At 56.8% G+C, this 20998-nt stretch carries 16 protein-coding genes; 9 read left to right on the top strand and 7 right to left on the bottom strand.

The genetic code is table 11. The annotated features are described in order from the left end of the window. Positions 1–738: 738 nt before the first annotated feature. Complete coding sequence (locus ABLV78_RS22845; RefSeq protein WP_032709692.1) at positions 739–2682, bottom strand: bifunctional 2',3'-cyclic-nucleotide 2'-phosphodiesterase/3'-nucleotidase; 1944 nt, start codon at positions 2680–2682, stop codon at positions 739–741. Between the two features lie 191 nt (positions 2683–2873). On the opposite strand from ABLV78_RS22845, the gene cysQ reads away from it, so the two are divergent. Further along, positions 2874–3617: a 3'(2'),5'-bisphosphate nucleotidase CysQ gene (gene cysQ, locus ABLV78_RS22840; protein WP_015704189.1), complete on the top strand. Its 744-nt coding sequence runs from the start codon at positions 2874–2876 to the stop codon at positions 3615–3617. Here the strand turns inward: cysQ and ABLV78_RS22835 are convergent. Further along, complete coding sequence (locus ABLV78_RS22835; protein ID WP_045396912.1) at positions 3607–4164, bottom strand: YtfJ family protein; 558 nt, start codon at positions 4162–4164, stop codon at positions 3607–3609. The genes cysQ and ABLV78_RS22835 overlap by 11 nt on opposite strands. A gap of 319 nt (positions 4165–4483) precedes the next feature. Between ABLV78_RS22835 and ABLV78_RS22830 the strand changes: the two genes are divergently transcribed. Continuing rightward, positions 4484–4690, top strand: a complete 207-nt coding sequence (locus tag ABLV78_RS22830; RefSeq protein ID WP_015368594.1) for a stringent response modulator YtfK — start codon at positions 4484–4486, stop codon at positions 4688–4690. A gap of 63 nt (positions 4691–4753) precedes the next feature. On the opposite strand, the gene paeA is transcribed toward ABLV78_RS22830, so the two are convergent. Beyond that, positions 4754–6106, bottom strand: coding sequence for a polyamine export protein PaeA (gene paeA / locus ABLV78_RS22825; protein ID WP_045411099.1), 1353 nt, complete (start codon positions 6104–6106; stop codon positions 4754–4756). Between the two features lie 181 nt (positions 6107–6287). Next, positions 6288–6926, bottom strand: coding sequence for a peptide-methionine (S)-S-oxide reductase MsrA (gene msrA / locus ABLV78_RS22820; RefSeq protein WP_047046256.1), 639 nt, complete (start codon positions 6924–6926; stop codon positions 6288–6290). A gap of 202 nt (positions 6927–7128) precedes the next feature. Between msrA and tamA the strand changes: the two genes are divergently transcribed. From tamA to ABLV78_RS22805, 3 genes are read left to right on the top strand one after another with little or no spacing between them, the layout of a single operon-like run. Next, positions 7129–8862 carry an autotransporter assembly complex protein TamA gene (tamA, locus tag ABLV78_RS22815; RefSeq protein WP_045396922.1) on the top strand — a complete coding sequence of 578 codons (1734 nt, stop codon included), beginning with the start codon at positions 7129–7131 and terminating at the stop codon, positions 8860–8862. Beyond that, positions 8859–12635, top strand: coding sequence for an autotransporter assembly complex protein TamB (tamB, locus tag ABLV78_RS22810; RefSeq protein WP_047046254.1), 3777 nt, complete (start codon positions 8859–8861; stop codon positions 12633–12635). The genes tamA and tamB overlap by 4 nt, the downstream gene beginning before the upstream one ends. A 2-nt stretch (positions 12636–12637) precedes the next feature. Continuing rightward, complete coding sequence (locus tag ABLV78_RS22805; protein ID WP_015704194.1) at positions 12638–12979, top strand: gamma-glutamylcyclotransferase family protein; 342 nt, start codon at positions 12638–12640, stop codon at positions 12977–12979. Positions 12980–13167: 188 nt separating this feature from the next. Here ABLV78_RS22805 and ABLV78_RS22800 read toward each other — a convergent pair whose 3' ends face one another. Next, positions 13168–14355: a hypothetical protein gene (locus tag ABLV78_RS22800; RefSeq protein ID WP_047046251.1), complete on the bottom strand. Its 1188-nt coding sequence runs from the start codon at positions 14353–14355 to the stop codon at positions 13168–13170. A 74-nt stretch (positions 14356–14429) separates the two neighbouring features. Further along, the gene (ppa, locus tag ABLV78_RS22795; protein WP_015368588.1) at positions 14430–14960 is read right to left on the bottom strand and encodes an inorganic diphosphatase; all 531 of its coding nucleotides are present in this window, start codon (positions 14958–14960) and stop codon (positions 14430–14432) included. A 404-nt stretch (positions 14961–15364) separates the two neighbouring features. Here ppa and ytfQ point away from each other — a divergent pair, with 404 nt between their 5' ends. The 4 genes from ytfQ to yjfF all read left to right on the top strand — a co-directional run bounded on the left by ytfQ (position 15365) and on the right by yjfF (position 19948). Next, a complete protein-coding gene (gene ytfQ, locus ABLV78_RS22790) occupies positions 15365–16321 on the top strand; it encodes a galactofuranose ABC transporter, galactofuranose-binding protein YtfQ (RefSeq protein WP_047046248.1) in 957 nt (318 codons plus the stop codon). 103 nt (positions 16322–16424) lie between these two features. Next, the gene (gene ytfR, locus ABLV78_RS22785) at positions 16425–17927 is read left to right on the top strand and encodes a galactofuranose ABC transporter, ATP-binding protein YtfR (RefSeq protein WP_045394681.1); all 1503 of its coding nucleotides are present in this window, start codon (positions 16425–16427) and stop codon (positions 17925–17927) included. Positions 17928–17937: 10 nt separating this feature from the next. Beyond that, on the top strand, positions 17938–18963 hold the full coding sequence (ytfT, locus tag ABLV78_RS22780; protein WP_047046244.1) for a galactofuranose ABC transporter, ATP-binding protein YtfT: 1026 nt from the start codon (positions 17938–17940) through the stop codon (positions 18961–18963). After that, positions 18950–19948: a galactofuranose ABC transporter, permease protein YjfF gene (gene yjfF / locus ABLV78_RS22775; RefSeq protein ID WP_015368584.1), complete on the top strand. Its 999-nt coding sequence runs from the start codon at positions 18950–18952 to the stop codon at positions 19946–19948. Before ytfT ends, yjfF begins: the two co-directional genes overlap by 14 nt. Before the next feature lie 42 nt (positions 19949–19990). Here yjfF and fbp read toward each other — a convergent pair whose 3' ends face one another. Beyond that, positions 19991–20989, bottom strand: a complete 999-nt coding sequence (gene fbp, locus ABLV78_RS22770; RefSeq protein WP_015368583.1) for a class 1 fructose-bisphosphatase — start codon at positions 20987–20989, stop codon at positions 19991–19993. Positions 20990–20998 lie beyond the last annotated feature (9 nt).

Genomic DNA, 20998 nt, shown 5'->3' with positions numbered 1-20998 from the left:
AGCGTCACCGGGGAGCTGTACCCGGATAGCGGCTGGCGCCTTATCCGGGCTACCAGTCAGCTCCGCTTTGTAGCCCTGGTAAGCACAGCGCCACCGGGGTACCAGGTGTTATCGGTTTGCAACTGTTTTGGTCCGGGAAAAACCGTTGTTTTGTATTCATTCAGAGCACATTGCGCTCCCGAACTGTCTCCTGCGTTATGTTTCTCATGGCGCGGGGAGCGCACAGAGGGCGGCCAGTCGCCGCCGCCCTCTGTACTCCCGGGCTCTGGCCGCCAAAATCGCCACTTCGTGGTGCCTTCGACTTATCCCGGCAGGCTCCGGGTCGGGCCGAGGCAGCGTCCCTGCAAATCACGGCCCTCAGCCCGCATCCATGCGGGCTGCCCCGGCCTTCCGGGAACGTCTCAGCGATTTTGAGGCCACCAACACCGGCAGTTTCAGCCAGCATGGTGAATAAATTAACGGCAGGCCGTACGGGCTGTACCGGATAGCGGCTGGCGCCTTATCCGGGCTACCAGCCAGCTCCGCTTTGTAGCCCCGGTAAGCGCAGCGCCACCGGGGAGCTGTACCCGGATAGCGGCTGGCGCCTTATCCGGGCTACCGGCCAGCTTCGCTTTGTAGCCCCGGTAAGCGCAGCGCCACCGGGTAGCTATACCCGGATAGCGGCTTACGCCTTATCCGGGCTACCAGCCAGCTCCGCTTTGTAGCCCCGGTAAGCGCAGCGCCACCGGGGAGCAGGTATTACTGACTCAAATCCAGCTGATAAATAGCGAAGCCGATATCATCGGTCGCCACCTGCCGCATCGGATACTGCGCTTTCTCTTTGATAAACGCCGCGGCTTTGTCGCCTGGCGAGGTCTCAAAGCGAATATCCAACGGCGTTTTGCTGTGGATCGGCGCCAGACGCCAGTTGTTATCCGCCGCCGGATGGATCGCGCCATCTTTCTTCGACTGCGCGCCAATCCACGCCGCCAGCACCGAACGGTTTTCGTCCGGGGAGGCAAAAGCGATATGGCTGTCGCCGGTACCGGCGAATTTGCCGCCGTAGGCGCGATAGTTATTGGTGGCGACCAGGAAGGTGGCCTGCGGATCGATAGGCTTACCGTTAAAGGTCAGGTCTTTGATGCGCTCTGACTGCGGGTGAATCATCTGGCACTCGCCGTCGTAGCGCGCCGGTTGACTCACGTCGATCTGATAGTTTACGCCGTCAATCACGTCGAAGTTATAGGTGCGGAACCCGTCCCAGTTAATCAGCGACTGTGGTTTGCTGCTGGCGGTGTCAATCTGATTAAACTGCCCGGCGGAGCATTCGAGCCACTCCTTGACCTCTTTACCGCTTACCTTCATCACCACCAGCGTGTTCGGGTAGAGATAGAGGTCGGCGGCGTTACGGAAGGTGAGCTGGCCTTTTTCCACTTCGACAAAGCTTGCCGGATCGTTTTTACGTCCGCCGACTTTAAACGGCGCGGCGGCGGAAAGCACCGGCAACTTCGCCAGATCCGGATCGCCCTGGATGTAGTGTTCGACATAGGCCTTTTGCGCCATGTTGACCACCTGCACCGTTGGGTCGTCCTGCACCAGCGCCAGGTAGCTGTACATGTTGTCGGCGGACTTGCCGATAGGCTTGCTGACGAATTCGCGAGTGGCGTCGTGATCGGCTTTCAGCACCGCCACCATTTTACTATCTTCCGCCGCCAGCGACTTTTTCGCCACCGGGTCATAAATAGGCCGCGCTTCGGCTTTGGCCTGCGTTACTTGCCATTTGCCGCTGTCGTTATTCAGCACCAAATCGACCACCCCGAGATGATCGCCCCACATTCCCGGCATCACCGCCGGAATACCGTTTAGCGTACCTTTGGCGATATCCGCGCCTTTAATGGTAGCGAAGTCTTTACCGGGGAACACCGCGTGGGCGTGGCCGAACATAATGGCGTCAACGCCCGGCACCTGGCTTAAGTAGTAGACCGAGTTTTCCGCCATTGCCTGATAGGGGTCGGCGGAGAGGCCGGAATGCGCGACCACGACCACCACATCAGCGCCTTTCGCGCGCATCTCCGGCACGTACTTACGCGCGGTTTCAGTGATGTCGTTGACCTTCACCTTGCCGTTGAGGTTGGCTTTATCCCAGGTCATGATCTGCGGCGGCACAAAACCGATATAGCCGATGCGCAGGGTATGGGATTGACCATCGCTATCCTGAACCTGGGTATCCTGAATCAGGTAGGGCGTAAACATCGGTTTGCCGGTTTTGAGATCGATAATGTTGGCGTTAACGTAGGGGAATTTCGCTCCGGCCAGCGCCTTGTGCAGGAAGTCGAGACCGTAGTTGAATTCATGGTTGCCCAGGTTGCCGACGGCGTAATTCAGGGTGTTCATCGCCTTATAAACCGGGTGCACATCCCCCTCTTTGAGTCCTTTTGCCGCCATATAGTCGCCCAGTGGGCTACCCTGAATAACATCGCCGTTATCCACCAGCACGCTGTTTTTCGCTTCCGCGCGGGCTTTTTCAATCAGGCTGGCGGTTCTGACCAGGCCGAATTTTTCCGTCGCGGCATCTTTGTAGTAATCGAAATCCATCATATTGCTGTGCAGATCGGTGGTTTCCATGATCCGCAGGTCGACCGTCGCCGCGTTGACGCTGGCCGCCACCAGCGTGGCCAGCAGCGTTGCGCTAAACTTAATCATCAGAGGCGTCCTTTTTTATGAGCAATGGCACAAAAGAAAATGTATTTACATTCTGTTGCTTACAGAATTGTGAATTCTGCCAGAAAAGCGTGAATGGAAACCGCTAGTGTTATCACAGATAGCGGAACTGGTGATGATGCGATATAAATAAAACAACGAGTTAACGCCACTGTAACCAGAAGAGGTGGAGAATGTTAGAACAAGTATGTCAGCTTGCACGGACCGCGGGCGATGCCATCATGGATGTCTACGATGGGAACCAGCCGATGGATGTGAGCAGCAAAAAGGATGATTCTCCCGTTACCGCGGCGGATATCGCCGCGCATAAAGTCATTGTCAGCGGCCTGCAGGCGCTGGATGCAGCAATCCCCATCCTGTCGGAAGAGGATCCGCCGGCGTGGGAAGTGCGGCAGCACTGGCAGCGCTACTGGCTGGTGGATCCGCTGGACGGCACCAAAGAATTTATCAAGCGCAACGGCGAATTCACCGTCAATATCGCGCTGATTGAAAACGGCAAACCAACGCTGGGCGTGGTGTACGCGCCGGTGATGAAAGTGATGTACAGCGCGCAAAATGGCAAGGCGTGGAAAGAAGAGTGCGGCGTGCGCAAGCAGATTCAGGTTCGCGATGCTCGCCCGCCGCTGGTGGTGATTAGCCGCTCCCACGGTAATGACCCGGAACTGCAGGAGTATCTGGAGCAACTGGGCGAGCACCAGACCACCTCAATCGGTTCGTCGCTGAAGTTCTGCCTGGTGGCGGAAGGTCAGGCGCAGCTCTATCCGCGCTTCGGGCCGACCAGCACCTGGGATACCGCCGCCGGTCATGCGGTCGCGGTAGCCGCCGGGGCGCACGTTCACGACTGGCAGGGTAAAACCCTCGACTATACGCCGCGTGAATCCTTCCTCAACCCCGGCTTCCGCGTCTCTATTTATTAAGCAGCTTATGCAGCAGGTCGACGACCTGCTGTACCTCTTGCTGGGTCAGCGCGCCGTCTTTTGCCCACTGAACACGTCCGTCTTTGTCTAACACCACAATCGCCGAACTGCCTTCATCGAGCTGCCAGGCTTTGCGTGCGAGACCGTTGCTGTCGACGATAAACTGCGACCACGGATAGAGCTGTTTATTGCTCTCAATGCTGCTGCGCACGAACATTCCGGAACCGGGGATCGCGTCATCGGTATTGACGATGGTGGTGGTCTGGTAGCGGTCGTGCGGCAGGCCAGCCGCCTTAATCGCCTCAATCAGATTGGCATTTTTCTCTTTTGCCGAGGTGCGCCCGGCAATATGCTGGATGACGCGCACTTTTCCCGCCAACTGCGAGCTATTCCAGTTTTTGTAGCTAAACTTATCGTTACTCAGTACCAGTTCTCCGCGGTCGGCGATGCCTACCGGCGCGACGCGTTGACCGTCGACAAAATTATGTGCCGAAGCCATTAACGGCAACAGGAGGGCGGAAACCGCCAGCAACTTACGTAGAGTCATGAGATATCCTTTTTTATATGCAGGTGATCCGACCACTTGGTCTTGTTTAATGATAAGTGCGAATTGTCGCCATTACCCGCAAGCGTGATGCCAGTTTGCGTGCCAACGCACACATTCAATAAAAAACGGAAACTTATACTAACAACTACGTATGCCTGAAACGAAAATTCTGAATTATTGTCATCAAAGGGTAAAAAAACTTCTACAGACTGGGTGACTTCGGAAATCTGGACTATAGTTTTAGGGCATTAAAATTTGCGCTCCCGATACGCGGGCTAACTGTGGCACCGCAGGAGCGTAACCCTGGCAGGAGACAACAATGAAAATTTTCCAACGCTACAATCCGCTGCAAGTGGCGAAGTACGTGAAGATCCTGTTTCGTGGACGGTTGTACATCAAGGACGTTGGCGCTTTTGAATTTGATAAGGGCAAAATCCTTATCCCGAAGGTTAAGGACAAGCTGCACTTCTCAGTGATGTCCGAGGTCAATCGTCAGGTTATGCGTCTGCAAACAGAGACCGCATAACGTGGTATGACGGCACGAAAAAAAACGGCTCCCGATGGGAGCCGTTGATGTTTTCAGGGCCGCTTACGCCGCACCTTTCTCTTTTTTCGCCGCGTCTTCGACATCAGGCAGTTTCGGTACCAGCACCGTTGGTTTGTTATCGATACGGGTGACCAGCAGCTGGTCGATACGGTAGTTATCGATATCCACCACTTCAAACTTGTAGCCGGAGAACTTCACCGCATCGGTGCGTTTCGGGATCTTGCGCAGCATAAACATCATAAAGCCGCCGATAGTCTCGTAATTATCGGACTGCGGGAACTCATCGATATCGAGCACGCGCATTACGTCATCGATTGGCGTACCGCCGTCAATCAGCCATGAGTTCTCATCGCGGGCGACAATTTGTTCTTCCAGCCCCTGGCCGACCAGGTCGCCCATCAGGGTGGTCATGACGTCGTTGAGGGTGATGATCCCTACCACCAGCGCGTATTCGTTCATGATCACCGCGAAGTCTTCGCCGGCGGTTTTAAAGCTTTCCAGCGCTTCAGAGAGCGTCAGGGTATCCGGCACGATCAGCGTATTGCGGATCTGCACGCCGCCGGTTAACACCAGGCTCTGGTTTGCCAGCACGCGGTTCAGCAGGTCTTTGGAATCGACGTAGCCGATGATGTGATCGATATCTTCGTTACACACCAGGAACTTGGAGTGCGGATGCTCCGCCACTTTATTCTTCAGGCTCTGCTCGTCTTCGTGCAGATCGAACCAGATCACGTTTTCGCGCGGCGTCATTGAAGAGGGAACGGTACGGGATTCCAGCTCAAAGACGTTTTCAATTAATTCGTGTTCTTGTTTACGCAGCACCCCGGCCAGCGCTCCGGCCTCCACCACCGCGTAGATATCATCGGAGGTGATGTCGTCTTTACGCACCATCGGGATTTTAAACAGACGGAAGATGTTGTTCGCCATGCCGTTAAACAGCCACACCAGCGGGCGGAAGACCAGTAAACAGAAGCGCATCGGGTTGATGATGCGCAAAGCCACGGCTTCTGGCGCAATCATACCGATGCGTTTCGGCGTCAGGTCAGCAAACAGGATGAACAAGCTGGTGACCAGGGTGAAGGAGAAAATAAAGCTCAGCTGCTCGGAAAGCTCCGGCGACATGTAGCGGCTCAGCACGCTGTGGAAAGCAGGGGAAAAGGCGGCGTCGCCGACGATACCACCCAGAATGGCCACGGCGTTGAGGCCGATCTGCACGACGGTGAAGAAGGTGCCGGGGTTTTCCTGCATTTTGAGAACGCGCTGCGCGTTCACATTGCCTTCATCAGCCAGCAATTTGAGTTTGATTTTACGCGATGCGGCCAGTGAGATTTCAGAGATCGAAAAAAACGCACTGACGGCAATAAGGAAAAGTATTACTAAAATACTGTTTAACATATCTTTTCTGACCGTTGAGGCCAGATCCTCGGAAGGGAAGTGGATAACTCTTTTAATGTGGAATACATAAAAAACCGGTCCGAAGGCGCTGGACCGGCTATGACACAGCGTAGTATAGCGTAAATGTCTGTAAAGCCACCAGAGCGATAATTATTCTCGCCAGCGGCCTTATTCTTCAGGATTACGCCTGCGGGGGGAGGCAAACGCCAATCCCGCCGATACCGCAGTAGCCGTACGGGTTTTTGTGCAGGTACTGCTGATGATCGTCCTCGGCGTAGTAGAACGGTTTTGCCGTGGCGATCTCGGTGGTGATCTCGCGGGTATCGTTGGCCTCGTGCATCGCCTTCTGGAAGCGCTCCAGGCTGGCCTGCGCCGCTTCAAGCTGCTCCGGCGTCAGCGGGTAGATAGCCGAACGGTACTGCGTGCCGTGGTCGTTACCCTGCTGCATCCCTTGCGCCGGATCGTGATTCTCCCAGAAAACCTGCAGCAGCTGCTCATAGCTGATGACCTGCGGGTCATATACCACGCGCACCGCTTCCGCGTGCCCGGTCTCGCCGCTGCACACTTCACGATAGGTCGGGTTTGGCGTGTAACCGCCGGTATAGCCCGCCGCGGTGCTGTAGACCCCCGGCAATTGCCAGAACAGACGCTCGACGCCCCAGAAGCAGCCCATCGCGAACAGCGCTACCTCCATTCCTTCAGGAACGTTGGTCATTGAGTGGCCGTTAACGGCGTGGAGCGTTGCTACCGGCATCGGCGTGTTGCGCCCCGGCAGCGCATCCGCCTGGGCGACAAGATGCGTTTTATCAAATAGACTCACGGTTGGCCTCGCAATTTGTGGTTAAGGTTGTAACGTCGCGTATCTTTTTAGACAATAAACACGCTCAATACGTCTAAATTTAAACATAAGAATTATTTGGGTTACCGTCACTTTTTCAACCCTTAGTTGTTAGGGTTTTGTTAAGCCGTGGAGCGGCACTTGCGTTTCCTTCGGGGGGAAACAAGGATATTCAGGAGAACACGTGCAACAAATCCGCCAGATATGCGTTACCAGCCTTTTGCTGGTCAGCGGGGTCGCCAGCGCAGCGAATGTGCGTTTGCAGGTTGAGGGGTTATCCGGGGAACTGGAAAAAAACGTCCGCGCCCAACTATCCACGATCCAGAGCGATGAAGTCACGCCGGACCGTCGTTTTCGCGCGCGCGTCGATGACGCCATCCGCGAGGGGCTGAAAGCGCTGGGTTACTATGAACCCACCATCGATTTCGATCTACGTCCGCCGCCCAAGAAAGGGCGCCAGGTACTGATTGCCAAAGTAACTCCCGGCGAGCCGGTGCGCATTGGCGGTACCGAGGTGATCCTGCGCGGCGGCGCGCGCACCGACCACGATTACCTGGATCTGCTGAAAACGCGTCCGGCAATTGGCACGGTGCTCAATCACAGCGACTATGACGGCTTCAAGAGCTCGCTCACCAAGGTGGCGCTGCGCAAAGGCTATTTCGATAGCGAGTTCAATAAAAGCCAGCTTGGCGTATCGCTCGATCGCCATCAGGCTTTCTGGGACATCGATTACAACAGCGGCGAGCGTTACCGCTTTGGCCCGGTAAGTTTTACCGGTTCGCAGATCCGCGAAGAGTACCTGCAAAACCTGGTGCCCTTTAAACAGGGTGATTATTACACCTCACAGGATTTGGCGGAGCTGAACCGCCGCCTGGCGGCGACCGGCTGGTTTAACTCGGTGGTCGTCGCGCCGCAGTTTGATAAATCACGTAAAACCAAGGTGCTGCCTCTGCAGGGCGTCGTTTCGCCACGCAAAGAGAACACCGTGGAAACCGGGATCGGTTATTCGACAGACGTCGGACCGCGCGTGAAAGCGACGTGGAAAAAGCCGTGGATGAACTCCTACGGCCACAGCCTGACCTCCAGCGTCAGCCTCTCCGCGCCGGAACAGCAGCTTGATTTCAGCTATAAAGTCCCGCTGTTAAAAAGCCCGCTTGAGCAGTATTACCTGATGCAGGGCGGTTTTAAGCGTACCGACCTTAACGATACCAAGGCCGACTCCACCACCCTGGCGCTGTCGCGCTATTGGGAGATGTCGAGCGGCTGGCAGCGCGCGATTAACCTGCGCTGGAGTCTGGACCACTTTACCCAGGCCAACGTCACCAATACCACCATGCTGCTTTATCCCGGCGTCTCGGTGAACCGCACCCGCTCCCGCGGCGGCCTGATGCCGACCTGGGGCGATTCCCAGCGCTATTCGGTGGACTACTCCAACACCATGTGGGGCTCGGACATTAACTTTATCGTCATGCAGGCGCAGGACGTGTGGATCCGCACCCTCTATGACCGCCACCGCTTCGTGGTGCGCGGCAACCTCGGCTGGATTGAAGCCGATGACTTCAGCAAAGTCCCGCCGGATCTGCGTTTCTTCGCCGGTGGCGACCGCAGCATTCGTGGTTATAAATACAAGTCGATCTCGCCGAAAGATGACGACGGCAAGCTGATCGGTGCGTCAAAGCTGGCGACAGGTTCGCTGGAGTATCAATACAACGTCACCGGGAAATGGTGGGGCGCGGCGTTTATCGACAGCGGCGAAGCGGTGAGCGATATCCGTAAAAGCGATTTTAAAACCGGCGCGGGCGTCGGCGTGCGCTGGCAGTCGCCGGTTGGGCCGATCAAGCTGGATATCGCCCGACCCATCGGCGACAAAGAAGAACACGGTTTACAGTTTTACATCGGTCTGGGGCCTGAATTATGAGTTTATGGAAGAAGATAAGCCTCGGCGTATTACTCTTTTTAGTGCTGCTGATTGGCGCGGTCGGCTTTTTAGTCGGCACCACTACCGGTTTGCATCTGGTACTGAAAGCGGCGGACCGCTGGGTGCCGGGACTGGAGATTGGCAAGGTCACCGGCGGCTGGCGCGACCTGACCTTACAGAACGTACGCTTCGAACAGCCGGGCGTGGCGGTGACGGCCGGCCAGTTCCATCTCGGCGTCAAGTTGCGCTGTCTGTGGGATAGCAGCCTGTGCGTTAATGATATCTCGCTGCGCGATATCTACGTCGCTATCGATACCAAAAAGATGCCGCCTTCGACGCCGGTAGAGGAAGAAGATTCCGGCCCGCTGAACCTGTCGACGCCATATCCTATTACCCTCAGCCGCGTGGCGCTGCATAACGTCAATGTCAAAATCGACGACACCGCCGTTTCGCTGCGCGATTTCTCCACCGGCCTGAACTGGCAGGAGAAAAACCTGACCCTGACGCCGACTTCGCTCCAGGGCTTGCTCATCGCCCTGCCGAAGGTGGCGAAAGTGGCGCAGGAGCAGGTGGTGGAGCCGAAAATTGACCATCCGAAACCGGAAGAGAAACCGCTCGGCGAGACGATGAAAGATCTGTTCTCGCAGCCGGTGCTGCCGGAAATGGTCGATGTGCATCTGCCGCTGAATCTTAATATTCAGGAGTTCCGCGGCGAACAGCTGCGCCTGACTGGCGACACCGATATGACCGTCTACAGCCTGCTGCTGAAGGTCAGCAGCATCGACGGGCAGATGAAGCTCGATGCGCTGGACGTCGATTCCGACCAGGGCAAGGTTACCGCTTCCGGCACCGCGCAACTGCAGGATAACTGGCCGGTTGATATCACCCTCGACAGCACGCTGAACATCGACCCGCTGAAAGGCGAGAAGGTGAAGCTGAAAGTAGGCGGCGAGCTGCGTAAAAAACTGCAGGTCGGCGTGGATTTAGCCGGCTCGGTGGCCATGACCCTGCGCGCCGAAGCGCAGCTGGCGGAAGCCGGTCTGCCGCTGAATATGGAAGTGAAAAGTAAACAGCTGTACTGGCCGTTTACCGGCGAGAAACAGTTCCAGGCGGATGATCTGCAGCTGAAATTCAGCGGCAAAATGACCGACTACACCATGGCGTTCAGTACCGCGGTCAAAGGGCAGTCGCTGCCGCCGGCTAAAATTACCCTTAATGCTAAAGGCAACGAACAGCAGGTAAATATCGATAAGCTGACCGTGGCGGCGCTGGAGGGGAAAACCGAACTGAAAGCGTTGCTCGACTGGCAGCAGGCGATCAGCTGGCGCGGTGAATTGACGCTCGATGGCATTAATACCGCCAAAGAGGTGCCGGACTGGCCGTCGAAGCTGAACGGGATTATCAAAACCCAGGGTAGCCTGTATGGCAGCAGCTGGCAGATGGCGGTTCCCGAGCTGAAAATTACCGGCAACGTGAAACAGAATAAAGTGGATGTCCACGGTTCGCTGCAGGGTAACAGCTATATGCAGTGGAAAGTGCCGGGACTGCATCTGGCGCTTGGCCCAAACAGCGCCGACGTAAAAGGCGAGCTGGGAGTGAAAGACCTCAACCTTGACGCCACCATCGACGCGCCGCATCTCGACAACGCGCTGCCGGGGCTTGGCGGCACGGCGAAAGGTCTGCTGAAGGTGCGCGGCACCATCGACGCGCCGCAGCTGCTGGCGGATATCACCGCTCGCGCCTTACGCTGGCAGGAACTGACGGTAGCCCAGGTCAACGTCAAAGGCGACGTGAAGTCCAGCGATCAGATTGGCGGTAATCTTGATGTACGCGTCGATCGCATCAGCCAGCCGGGCGTCAACATCAGCCTGGTGCAGCTGAATGCCAAAGGTACCGAGAAGCAGCATGATTTACAGCTGCGCGTACAGGGTGAGCCGGTGTCGGGCCAGTTGACGCTGGCGGGCAGCTTCGATCGTAAAGAGGAGCGCTGGAAGGGCACCCTGAGCAATACCCGTTTCCAGACGCCGGTCGGGCCGGTAACGCTGACGCGCAACATTGCGCTGGATTACCGTAATCAAGAACAGAAAATCAGCATCGGGCCGCACTGCTGGAGCAACCCGAATGCCGAGTTGTGCGTACCGCAGACCATCGATGCCGGCGCCAGCGGGCGCGCGGTGGTCAATCTCAACCGTTTCGATCTGGCGATGCTGAAGCCGTTTATGCCGGAGGCGACCCAGGCAAGCGGCGTGTTTAGCGGTAACGCCGATGTGAGCTGGGACACCACCAAAGAGGGGCTGCCGCAGGGCAAAGTCACCCTCAGCGGGCGCAACGTCAAAGTCACCCAGACGGTCAACGACGCACCGCTGCCGGTGGCTTTCGATACGCTTAACCTCAGCGCCGACCTGCATAACAACCGGGCGCAGTTGGGCTGGCTGATACGCCTGACCAACAACGGCCAGCTTGATGGCCAGGTGGAAGTGACCGACCCGCAGGGGCGGCGTAACCTGGGCGGCAACGTCAACATTAGCAACTTCTCGCTGGCGATGATTAACCCGATCTTCGCTCGCGGCGAGAAAGCAGAAGGCAAGCTTAATGCCCGTCTGCGTCTGGGCGGCAACTTACAGAGCCCGCAACTGTTTGGTCAGATGCAGTTGAGCGGCGTTGATATCGACGGCAACTTTATGCCGTTTGATATGCAGCCGAGCCAGCTGGCGATGAACTTCAACGGAACGCGTTCGACCCTGCAGGGGACGGTGAATACCAAACAGGGGCAGATTGCGCTGAGCGGCAACGCCGACTGGACGCAAATCGACAACTGGCGCGCGCAGATTGCGGCGAAGGGTAGCCGGGTGCGCATTACCGTGCCGCCGATGGTCCGCCTGGATGTTTCTCCGGATGTGGTGTTTACCGCGACGCCAAGCCTGTTTAACCTCGATGGCCGCGTCGACGTACCGTGGGCGCGCATCGTCGTGAACGAGGTGCCGGAGAGCGCGGTGGGCGTCTCTTCCGATGAGGTGATGCTGGATAAAGATCTGAAACCGATTAAGCCGCAGAGCGCCGGTATTCCGATCAACAGCAACCTGACGATTCACGTCGGCAACAACGTGCGTCTGGACGCTTTCGGCCTGAAAGCGCGTCTGACCGGCGATCTGAAAGTGGCGCAGGATAAGCAGGGGCTGGGGCTCAACGGCCAGATTAATATTCCGGAAGGCCGTTTCCACGCTTACGGTCAGGACCTGATCGTGCGTAAAGGCGAGCTGCTGTTCTCCGGGCCGCCGGATCAGCCGCTGCTTAATATCGAAGCGATTCGTAACCCGGAAGCCACCGAAGACGACGTGATCGCCGGCGTTCGCGTCACCGGTTCTGCCGATCAGCCGAAGGCTGAGATCTTCTCCGACCCGGCAATGTCCCAGCAGGAAGCGCTTTCATATCTGCTGCGCGGCCAGGGTTTAGGCAGCGAACAGAGCGATAGTGCGGCGATGACCTCAATGCTTATTGGAATGGGGGTTGCACAAAGTGGTCAGGTTGTGGGTAAAATCGGCGAGACGTTTGGCGTAAGCAATTTGGCGCTGGATACCCAGGGGGTAGGCGACTCCTCCCAGGTGGTGGTCAGCGGCTATGTGCTGCCGGGTCTTCAGGTAAAATACGGCGTCGGCATCTTCGACTCTTTGGCGACGCTTACCCTGCGTTATCGCCTGATGCCTAAGCTATATATGGAAGCGGTGTCTGGCGTAGACCAGGCTCTCGATTTGCTCTATCAGTTTGAGTTTTAGCAATGCGAATATTTGTTTACGGCAGTTTACGACGCAAACAAGGCAACAGCCACTGGATGACCAACGCCCAGTTGCTGGGCGCTCATAGTGTCGACGATTATCAGCTGTACAGCCTGGGCCACTATCCAGGCGCGGTGCCGGGCGAGGGCACAGTACATGGTGAAGTGTATCGTATCGACGCATCAACGCTGGCCGAGCTGGATGCGCTGCGCACCAAGGGCGGTGAATACGCGCGCCATCTGATCCAAACGCCTTACGGCAGCGCGTGGATGTATGTCTACCAGCGCTCCGTCGAGGGGTTTGCGCAGATTGAGAGCGGAAACTGGTTGGACAGAGACCAGTAATTGAAAACGGCAACGCCACCTTCGGGTGGCGTTGTTTTTTTACCTTGTGGCCATCAGCTGTCAGCGTATATTCCTCGTTTAATCGCTATACCATTACCACAAATGAAAATGACTCTTGCCAAGCAACAGGAGGGCCGCCAGCGTGGTGAGCGCGAGAAACAACAACCGCCGTGTTAGGGTGCTGAACATTATGTTATCTCCTGTAATGTGGTGTTGGCGGCGACTCGCCTGAGGTAACCTCTTACCGCCGTTCGCAGCGCCAGCCAGTCACGTACGCTTTGTGACAAACAGCGGGCAACTGGGCCGATAAGCTCCAGGATTACCAGCGTTCCGCTGAAGCAAAGTAGTAAGAGAGACAACATGTCCAGTGAATCGCGAAGCAACCACCAAAAATCCCTGCCTGACTTGTAGGGGTTATTTAACTCCATGCCAAGTACGAGTAAGTACAGCACCAGCGCGATGCCATAGGACAGGTTATAGAGTAGCGACATTTGCCGGTCGCCGGGATAACAGGAATGATTTTTCAGAAAAGCGCCCCCGTCGCTGACGTTGTATAACGCCTGGATGTCGTTATTTTCCCGTTGGTAGACGGCGACTATCCGATCGCCGATAGCGAGAAAGGGCGGTTGACGGCGGTAAAAAAGGGGATGCAGGCCGAAATTGGCGAAACCGATCTGCCAGAAGAAAGCCAGCGGCGCAGCATCGCATTGCATCCCAACACCGTGGTATTCCCGCGTTGGGGTTCCCGTGAACCACTTCTTAAAAATGATATTGCTAATTTTTCCCGTCCTGACGGCATAGCGTTGCGGAAGCGTTTCGGTAAAAGCCAGCGCCGCCTGACGATCGACCGGCGGCGTTGCCTGTATCGCCTGACAAAATGAGAAGTCGCCGCGGCGCGCCAAATTCATCTTCGCCAGCAGATCGCGCATATCGGGGAGGCGTTTTAACGCCGGGCGAAACAGTAGCTCGCAGAGGCCAGACAGCAGCGCGATTAACGCCAGTACCGCGATAATGCCGAAGCCCATCTTTCCCCATTCTGAATCGATGTAAAAGACGGGGATGAGCGTTGCGATGAGGACCAGTAGGCTAACCAACAGCAGCGGCCGGGCCCATGGCTTTGCTAATTGGTCAGGTTCAAGTAGCGTTGCGCCGTCGCTCAACCAGTGGATCCAGTAGCAACCGTTACGCAAGCGGCGGGCGCCGATGTGCAGGGGGTGGTTAAGCTGCAGGCGGTCAAAAAGCGTGGGATCGCTAAAATGGCGTTTATTGGTATAAAAGACATGCTCGCCAGCAATGAGGCGCAAATAGGTTTGCCCTTCAGAGGCTGCTGTGGTGAAACCGGAATAGTTCAGGGTGAAATAGCGAGTGCTTTTCACGGGGTACCCTCCATGGTGATATTGCGGCAATCCGTGCCGCAGTCAGGCAGGGGATGACCCTGCCTGAGACAGAATTACTTCTGTTTAGCGCGCTCGAAGGAAGCAACGATTTCAGCTTTCGCCGCTTCAGCGTTGTCCCAACCGTCGACTTTAACCCACTTGCCTTTTTCCAGATCTTTGTAGTGCTCGAAGAAGTGAGTGATCTGGGCTTTCAGCAGTTCCGGCAGGTCGTTCACATCTTTGATGTGATCGTATTCTTTGCTCAGCTTGGTGTGCGGTACCGCAACCAGCTTGGCATCTTCACCGGATTCGTCGGTCATTTTCAGTACGCCAACCGGACGGCAGCGGATAACTGAGCCTGGCTGCAGCGGGTACGGGGTCGGGACCAGCACGTCAACCGGGTCGCCGTCCAGAGACAGAGTGTGGTTGATGTAGCCGTAGTTGCACGGATAGAACATCGCAGTGGACATGAAACGGTCAACAAACAGCGCGCCGCTCTCTTTGTCAACTTCGTATTTGATTGGGTCTGCGTTAGCTGGGATTTCGATAACGACGTAGATGTCTTCCGGCAGCTCTTTGCCCGCAGGTACGTTGAGTAAGCTCATGTCTGTTTCCTTTAAAAATGTTTGGCAAACAAGTGCCCGGTATTATAGCCAACTCACATCGAATGTCTTCGCTTCTTTTTGCCCTGATGCAGGGGGAAGCGTCTGAATTTCTCCTCATCAGATAACCCTAAAATCCATAAAGATAGCTACATTCTGAATAAAATTGTGTAAACGCTTTCATTATCGCGAACGGCGGTTATCCAGAAGACAAATTTTCGCCATTGGCGCAGGCCATGCCGTTGGGCGGGAAGCCTTATCGCCGCTCAGCTCAAATAAATCGCAGTAATTAACATTTTATTTACTTTTTCGAAGTGTGATGTAACGCATTCAGTTACATAACGGATTGTCTATAGTTTGTTCGCAGGTGAGCATTTAACCAACAATAACCCTACGAGGATCATCTTATGTGGAAGCGCTTACTTCTTGTCACTGCGGTTTCGGCAGCTATGTCGTCTATGGCGATAGCCGCCAACCTGACCGTAGGATTTTCGCAGGTCGGCTCTGAGTCGGGCTGGCGCGCGGCCGAAACGAATGTTGCTAAGGAAGAAGCGGCGAAGCGTGGCATCACTCTGAAGATTGCCGACGGTCAGCAAAAACAGGAAAACCAGATTAAAGCCGTGCGCTCGTTCATTGCCCAGGGCGTGGACGCGATCTTTATCGCGCCGGTGGTGGCGACCGGTTGGGAGCCGGTACTGAAAGAAGCGAAAGAGGCCAATATCCCGGTGTTCCTCCTCGACCGTTCGATCGACGTTAAAGATAAGTCGCTGTATATGACCACGGTCACCGCCAACAACGTGCTGGAAGGCCAACTGATTGGCGACTGGTTGGTGAAAACCGTCGATGGTAAGCCGTGTAACGTCGTGGAGCTCCAGGGCACCGTGGGCGCCAGCGTCGCTATCGATCGTAAGAAAGGCTTCGCTGAGGCGATTGCCAAAGCCCCCAACATCAAGATTATCCGCTCGCAGTCCGGCGACTTCACCCGCAGTAAGGGGAAAGAGGTGATGGAGAGCTTTATCAAAGCGGAGAATAACGGCAAGAACATCTGCATGGTCTACGCCCATAACGATGACATGGTCATTGGCGCGATCCAGGCCATTAAAGAGGCCGGGCTGAAGCCGGGCAAAGATATCCTCACCGGCTCTATCGACGGCGTGCCGGATATCTATAAAGCCATGATCGCCGGCGAGGCGAATGCCAGCGTCGAGCTGACGCCGAATATGGCCGGTCCGGCGTTTGATGCGCTGGAAAAATACAAAAAAGACGGCACCCTGCCTGAGAAGCTGACCATTACCAAATCGACCCTCTACCTGCCGGATACGGCAAAAGAAGAGTTAGAGAAGAAGAAAAATATGGGTTACTAAGCCTTCATGAAAATGCCGGGGGCGCTACGCTTGCCCGGCCTACATTTCGCTCTTTTGTAGGCCGGATAAGCGCAGCGCCATCCGGCGTGATGCAGGGGGAACCATGACCAGCGACCAACACCAGGAGATCCTTCGTACCGAAGGACTCAGCAAATTCTTCCCCGGCGTGAAGGCGCTGGATAATGTCAATTTCAGCCTGCGGCGTGGCGAAATCATGGCCCTGCTGGGCGAAAACGGCGCCGGAAAATCGACGCTGATTAAAGCGCTCACCGGCGTGTACCATGCCGAACGCGGAGCGATTTGGCTGGAAGGCCAGCAAATTTCGCCGAAAAACACCGCCCACGCTCAGCAGTTGGGTATCGGTACCGTTTACCAGGAAGTTAACCTGCTGCCGAATATGTCGGTGGCGGATAATTTGTTTATTGGTCGCGAGCCGAAGCGTTTTGGCCTGCTGCGGCGCAAAGAGATGGAAAAGCGCGCCACCGCGCTGATGGCCTCTTACGGCTTCTCGCTCGACGTGCGCGAACCGCTAAACCGTTTTTCGGTGGCGATGCAGCAAATCGTCGCTATCTGCCGGGCCATCGACCTGTCGGCGAAAGTACTAATCCTCGATGAACCGACCGCCAGCCTCGACACTCAGGAAGTGGAAATGCTGTTCACCCTGATGCGCCAGCTGCGCGATAACGGCGTTAGCCTGATTTTCGTGACCCATTTTCTCGACCAGGTCTATGCCGTCAGCGACCGTATTACCGTGCTGCGCAACGGCAGCTTCGTCGGCTGTCGGGAGACCCGCGAGCTGCCGCAAATCGAACTGGTCAAAATGATGCTGGGGCGCGAGCTGGACCATCAGGCGCTGCAGCGCGCCGGGCGCACGCTGCTCAGCGATAAGCCGGTGGCGGCGTTTGAAGATTTTGGCAAGAAGGGCACGATTGCGCCGTTTACTCTGCAGGTGCGGCCGGGCGAGATCGTCGGCCTGGCCGGGCTGTTGGGATCCGGTCGCACTGAAACGGCGGAGGTCATCTTCGGCATCAAGCCCGCCGACAGCGGTAAAGCGTGGATCAAGGGCAAGCCGCAAACGCTGCGCTCGCCGCATCAGGCCTCCTGCCTCGGCATTGGCTTCTGCCCGGAAGACCGCAAAACCGACGGCATCATCGCCGCTGCTTCGGTGCGGGAAAATATCGTGCTGGCGCTACAGGCGCAGCGCGGCTGGCTGCGGCCGATCCCGCGCCGTGAACAGCATGAGATTGCCGAACGCTTTATTCGCCAGTTAGGTATCAGGACGCCCAGCGCTGAACAGCCAATCGAATTTCTCTCCGGCGGCAACCAGCAGAAGGTATTGCTGTCGCGCTGGCTGCTGACCAAACCCCAGTTCTTGATCCTCGATGAGCCGACGCGCGGTATCGACGTCGGCGCCCACGCCGAGATTATTCGCCTGATAGAAACCCTCTGCGCCGATGGCCTGGCGCTACTGGTTATCTCCTCGGAGCTTGAAGAACTGGTGGGCTACGCCGACCGGGTGATTATCATGCGCGATCGCCAGCAGGTAGCGGAAATCCCGCTCGCCGAGCTATCGGTCCCGGCGATCATGAACGCGATTGCGGCATAAGGAGCCCAGCATGATGCCCAGAACTGTTTCACAAAGCGGACAGCCAAAACGGCGCTTTAGCTGGCCGAAAGGAATGCCGCAAATTATCGCGCTATTGCTGGTACTGGCGGTGGATAGCCTGGTGGCGCCGCATTTCTTCCAGATTCTGCTGCAGGATGGGCGGCTGTTCGGCAGCCCGATTGACATTCTCAACCGCGCGGCGCCGGTGGCACTGCTGGCGATTGGTATGACGCTGGTCATCGCCACCGGCGGCATCGATCTGTCGGTCGGCGCGGTGATGGCCATCGCCGGGGCGACCGCCGCCTCGATGACCGTCGCCGGCCACAGCCTGCCGGTGGTGCTGCTCGCCGCGTTAGGCGCAGGCGCGCTGGCCGGCCTGTGGAACGGCATTCTGGTAGCGGTGCTGAAGATCCAGCCCTTCGTGGCCACGCTTATCCTGATGGTCGCCGGGCGCGGCGTCGCGCAGCTGATTACCTCCGGGCAGATAGTCACCTTTGATTCGCCGGCGCTTTCCTGGCTCGGCAGCGGCTCCCTGTTGCTACTGCCGACGCCGGTGATTATCGCCGTCGCAACGCTGCTGCTGTTCTGGCTGTTTACCCGCCGGACCGCGCTCGGCATGTTTATTGAAGCGGTGGGGATCAATATCCGCGCGGCGAAAAATGCCGGGGTGAACACCCGCATCGTGGTGATGCTGGCCTATGTGCTGAGCGGCATTTGCGCGGCGATTGCCGGCATTATCGTGGCGGCGGATATCCGCGGCGCCGACGCCAACAACGCCGGATTGTGGCTGGAGCTGGACGCCATCCTGGCGGTGGTGATCGGCGGCGGTTCGCTAATGGGCGGGCGCTTCAATCTGCTGCTGTCGGTGGTGGGGGCGTTGATTATCCAGGGGATGAACACCGGGATTTTACTCTCCGGTTTCCCGCCGGAGCTCAACCAGGTGGTGAAAGCGGTGGTGGTGCTGTGCGTACTGATCGTTCAGTCGCCGCGCTTTATCGGTCTACTGAAAGGGGGACGCGGCCGTGATAAAACGTAATTTACCTTTGATGATTACCCTCGCGGTATTCGTGCTGGGCTATCTCTACTGCCTGACCCAGTTTCCGGGGTTTGCTTCGACGCGGGTGATTTGCAATATCCTTACCGATAACGCTTTCCTTGGCATTATCGCCGTCGGCATGACCTTCGTGATCCTCAGCGGCGGTATCGATCTGTCGGTCGGGTCGGTGATTGCCTTCACCGGCGTGTTTCTCGCCAAAGCGATCGGCTTTTGGGGGATCTCGCCGCTGCTGGCCTTTCCGCTGGTACTGGCCATGGGCTGCGCCTTTGGCGCGTTTATGGGATTGCTGATCGATGCGCTGAAGATCCCGGCATTTATCATCACCCTCGCCGGTATGTTTTTCCTGCGCGGCGTGAGCTATCTGGTCTCGGAAGAGTCGATTCCCATTAACCACCCGCTGTATGACACTCTGTCCGGGCTGGCGTGGACCATCCCCGGCGGCGGCCGCCTGAGCGCGATGGGGCTGCTGATGCTGCTGGTGGTGGTCCTGGGCATTTTCCTCGCCCACCGTACCCGCTTTGGCAATCAGGTTTATGCTATCGGCGGCAACGCCACGTCGGCCAATTTGATGGGCATTTCCACGCGTAGCACCACTATTCGCATCTATATGCTGTCGACCGGCCTGGCGACGCTTGCCGGAATCGTCTTCTCTATCTACACCCAGGCGGGCTACGCGCTGGCGGGCGTCGGCGTGGAGCTGGACGCTATCGCCTCGGTGGTGATAGGCGGCACGCTGCTGAGCGGCGGCGTCGGAACGGTGCTGGGGACGCTGTTCGGCGTGGCGATTCAGGGGCTTATTCAGACCTACATCAACTTTGACGGTACGCTCAGTTCATGGTGGACGAAGATTGCCATCGGCATCCTGCTGTTTATCTTCATCGCGCTGCAGCGCGGGCTGACGGTGCTGTGGGAAAATCGCCAGAATGCGGCGGTGACTCGCGTGGGTGGGGCGGTGAATCGCTGACAGGGAACTCCCTTCCCGCAAGGCGGGAAGGGAAGGCAGAACTTAAGCGTCCGGGAACTCTTTAATGAAGTTCTCGACGTCTTCTACCATGTGGTCGTTGCCGACAAAGAACGAACGGCGCTGGTGCAGGCTTTCCGGGATGATATCGAGAATACGCTCTTTACCATCGCTGGCTTTGCCGCCCGCCTGTTCCGCCAGCATCGCCATCGGGTTGCATTCGTACAGTAAACGCAGTTTCCCTTGCGGGTGGCTGGCGGTGCTCGGATACAGGTAGATGCCGCCTTTCAGCAGGTTACGGTGGAAGTCGGCCACCAGAGAACCGATATAGCGCGAGGTGTACGGGCGCTGGGTCTCTTTATCTTCTTCCTGACAGTACTTGATGTACTTCTTCACGCCCATCGGGAACTTGATGTAGTTACCTTCGTTGATGGAGTAGGTTTTGCCTTTCTCCGGGAAGCGCATCCGCTCCTGGCTCAGGCAGAAGACGCCGAGTGACGGGTCGTAGGTAAAGGCGTGCACGCCGCAGCCGGTGGTGTAGACCAGCATGGTGGAGGAGCCGTAAACCACATAACCCGCGGCAACCTGTTTGTTACCCGGCTGCAGGAAGTCTTCTTCGGTGACCGGCGTACCGACCGGCGTGACGCGGCGGTAGATAGAGAAGATAGTCCCCACGGAGACGTTAACGTCAATGTTGGAGGAGCCATCCAGCGGATCCATCAGCACAACGTATTTGGCGTGTTCGCACCCTTCGAAGACCACGATTTCATCTTCTTCTTCCGAGGCGATACCGGCGACGATATCACGTGCGCGCAGTGCAGCTTTTAATTTTTCATTCGCGAACAGGTCCAGCTTCTGCTGAACTTCACCCTGAACGTTTTCCGCACCGCTGGCACCCAGGATATCGACCAGACCGGCCTTATTGATATCGCGGTGGATGATCTTGGCGCCCAGTTTTATTGCCGACAACAAAGCAGTCAGCTCACCGGTAGCGTGGGAGAACTCGTGCTGCTTTTCGACAATAAATTCACCTAACGTTTTCATAACTCGTTC

Source organism: Klebsiella sp. CN_Kp075, from assembly GCF_040065055.2.
Taxonomy (GTDB): Bacteria; Pseudomonadota; Gammaproteobacteria; order Enterobacterales; family Enterobacteriaceae; genus Klebsiella; species Klebsiella aerogenes.
Note: the sequence above shows the minus strand (reverse complement) of the source record. Positions and strands in the feature narration are given on the sequence as shown.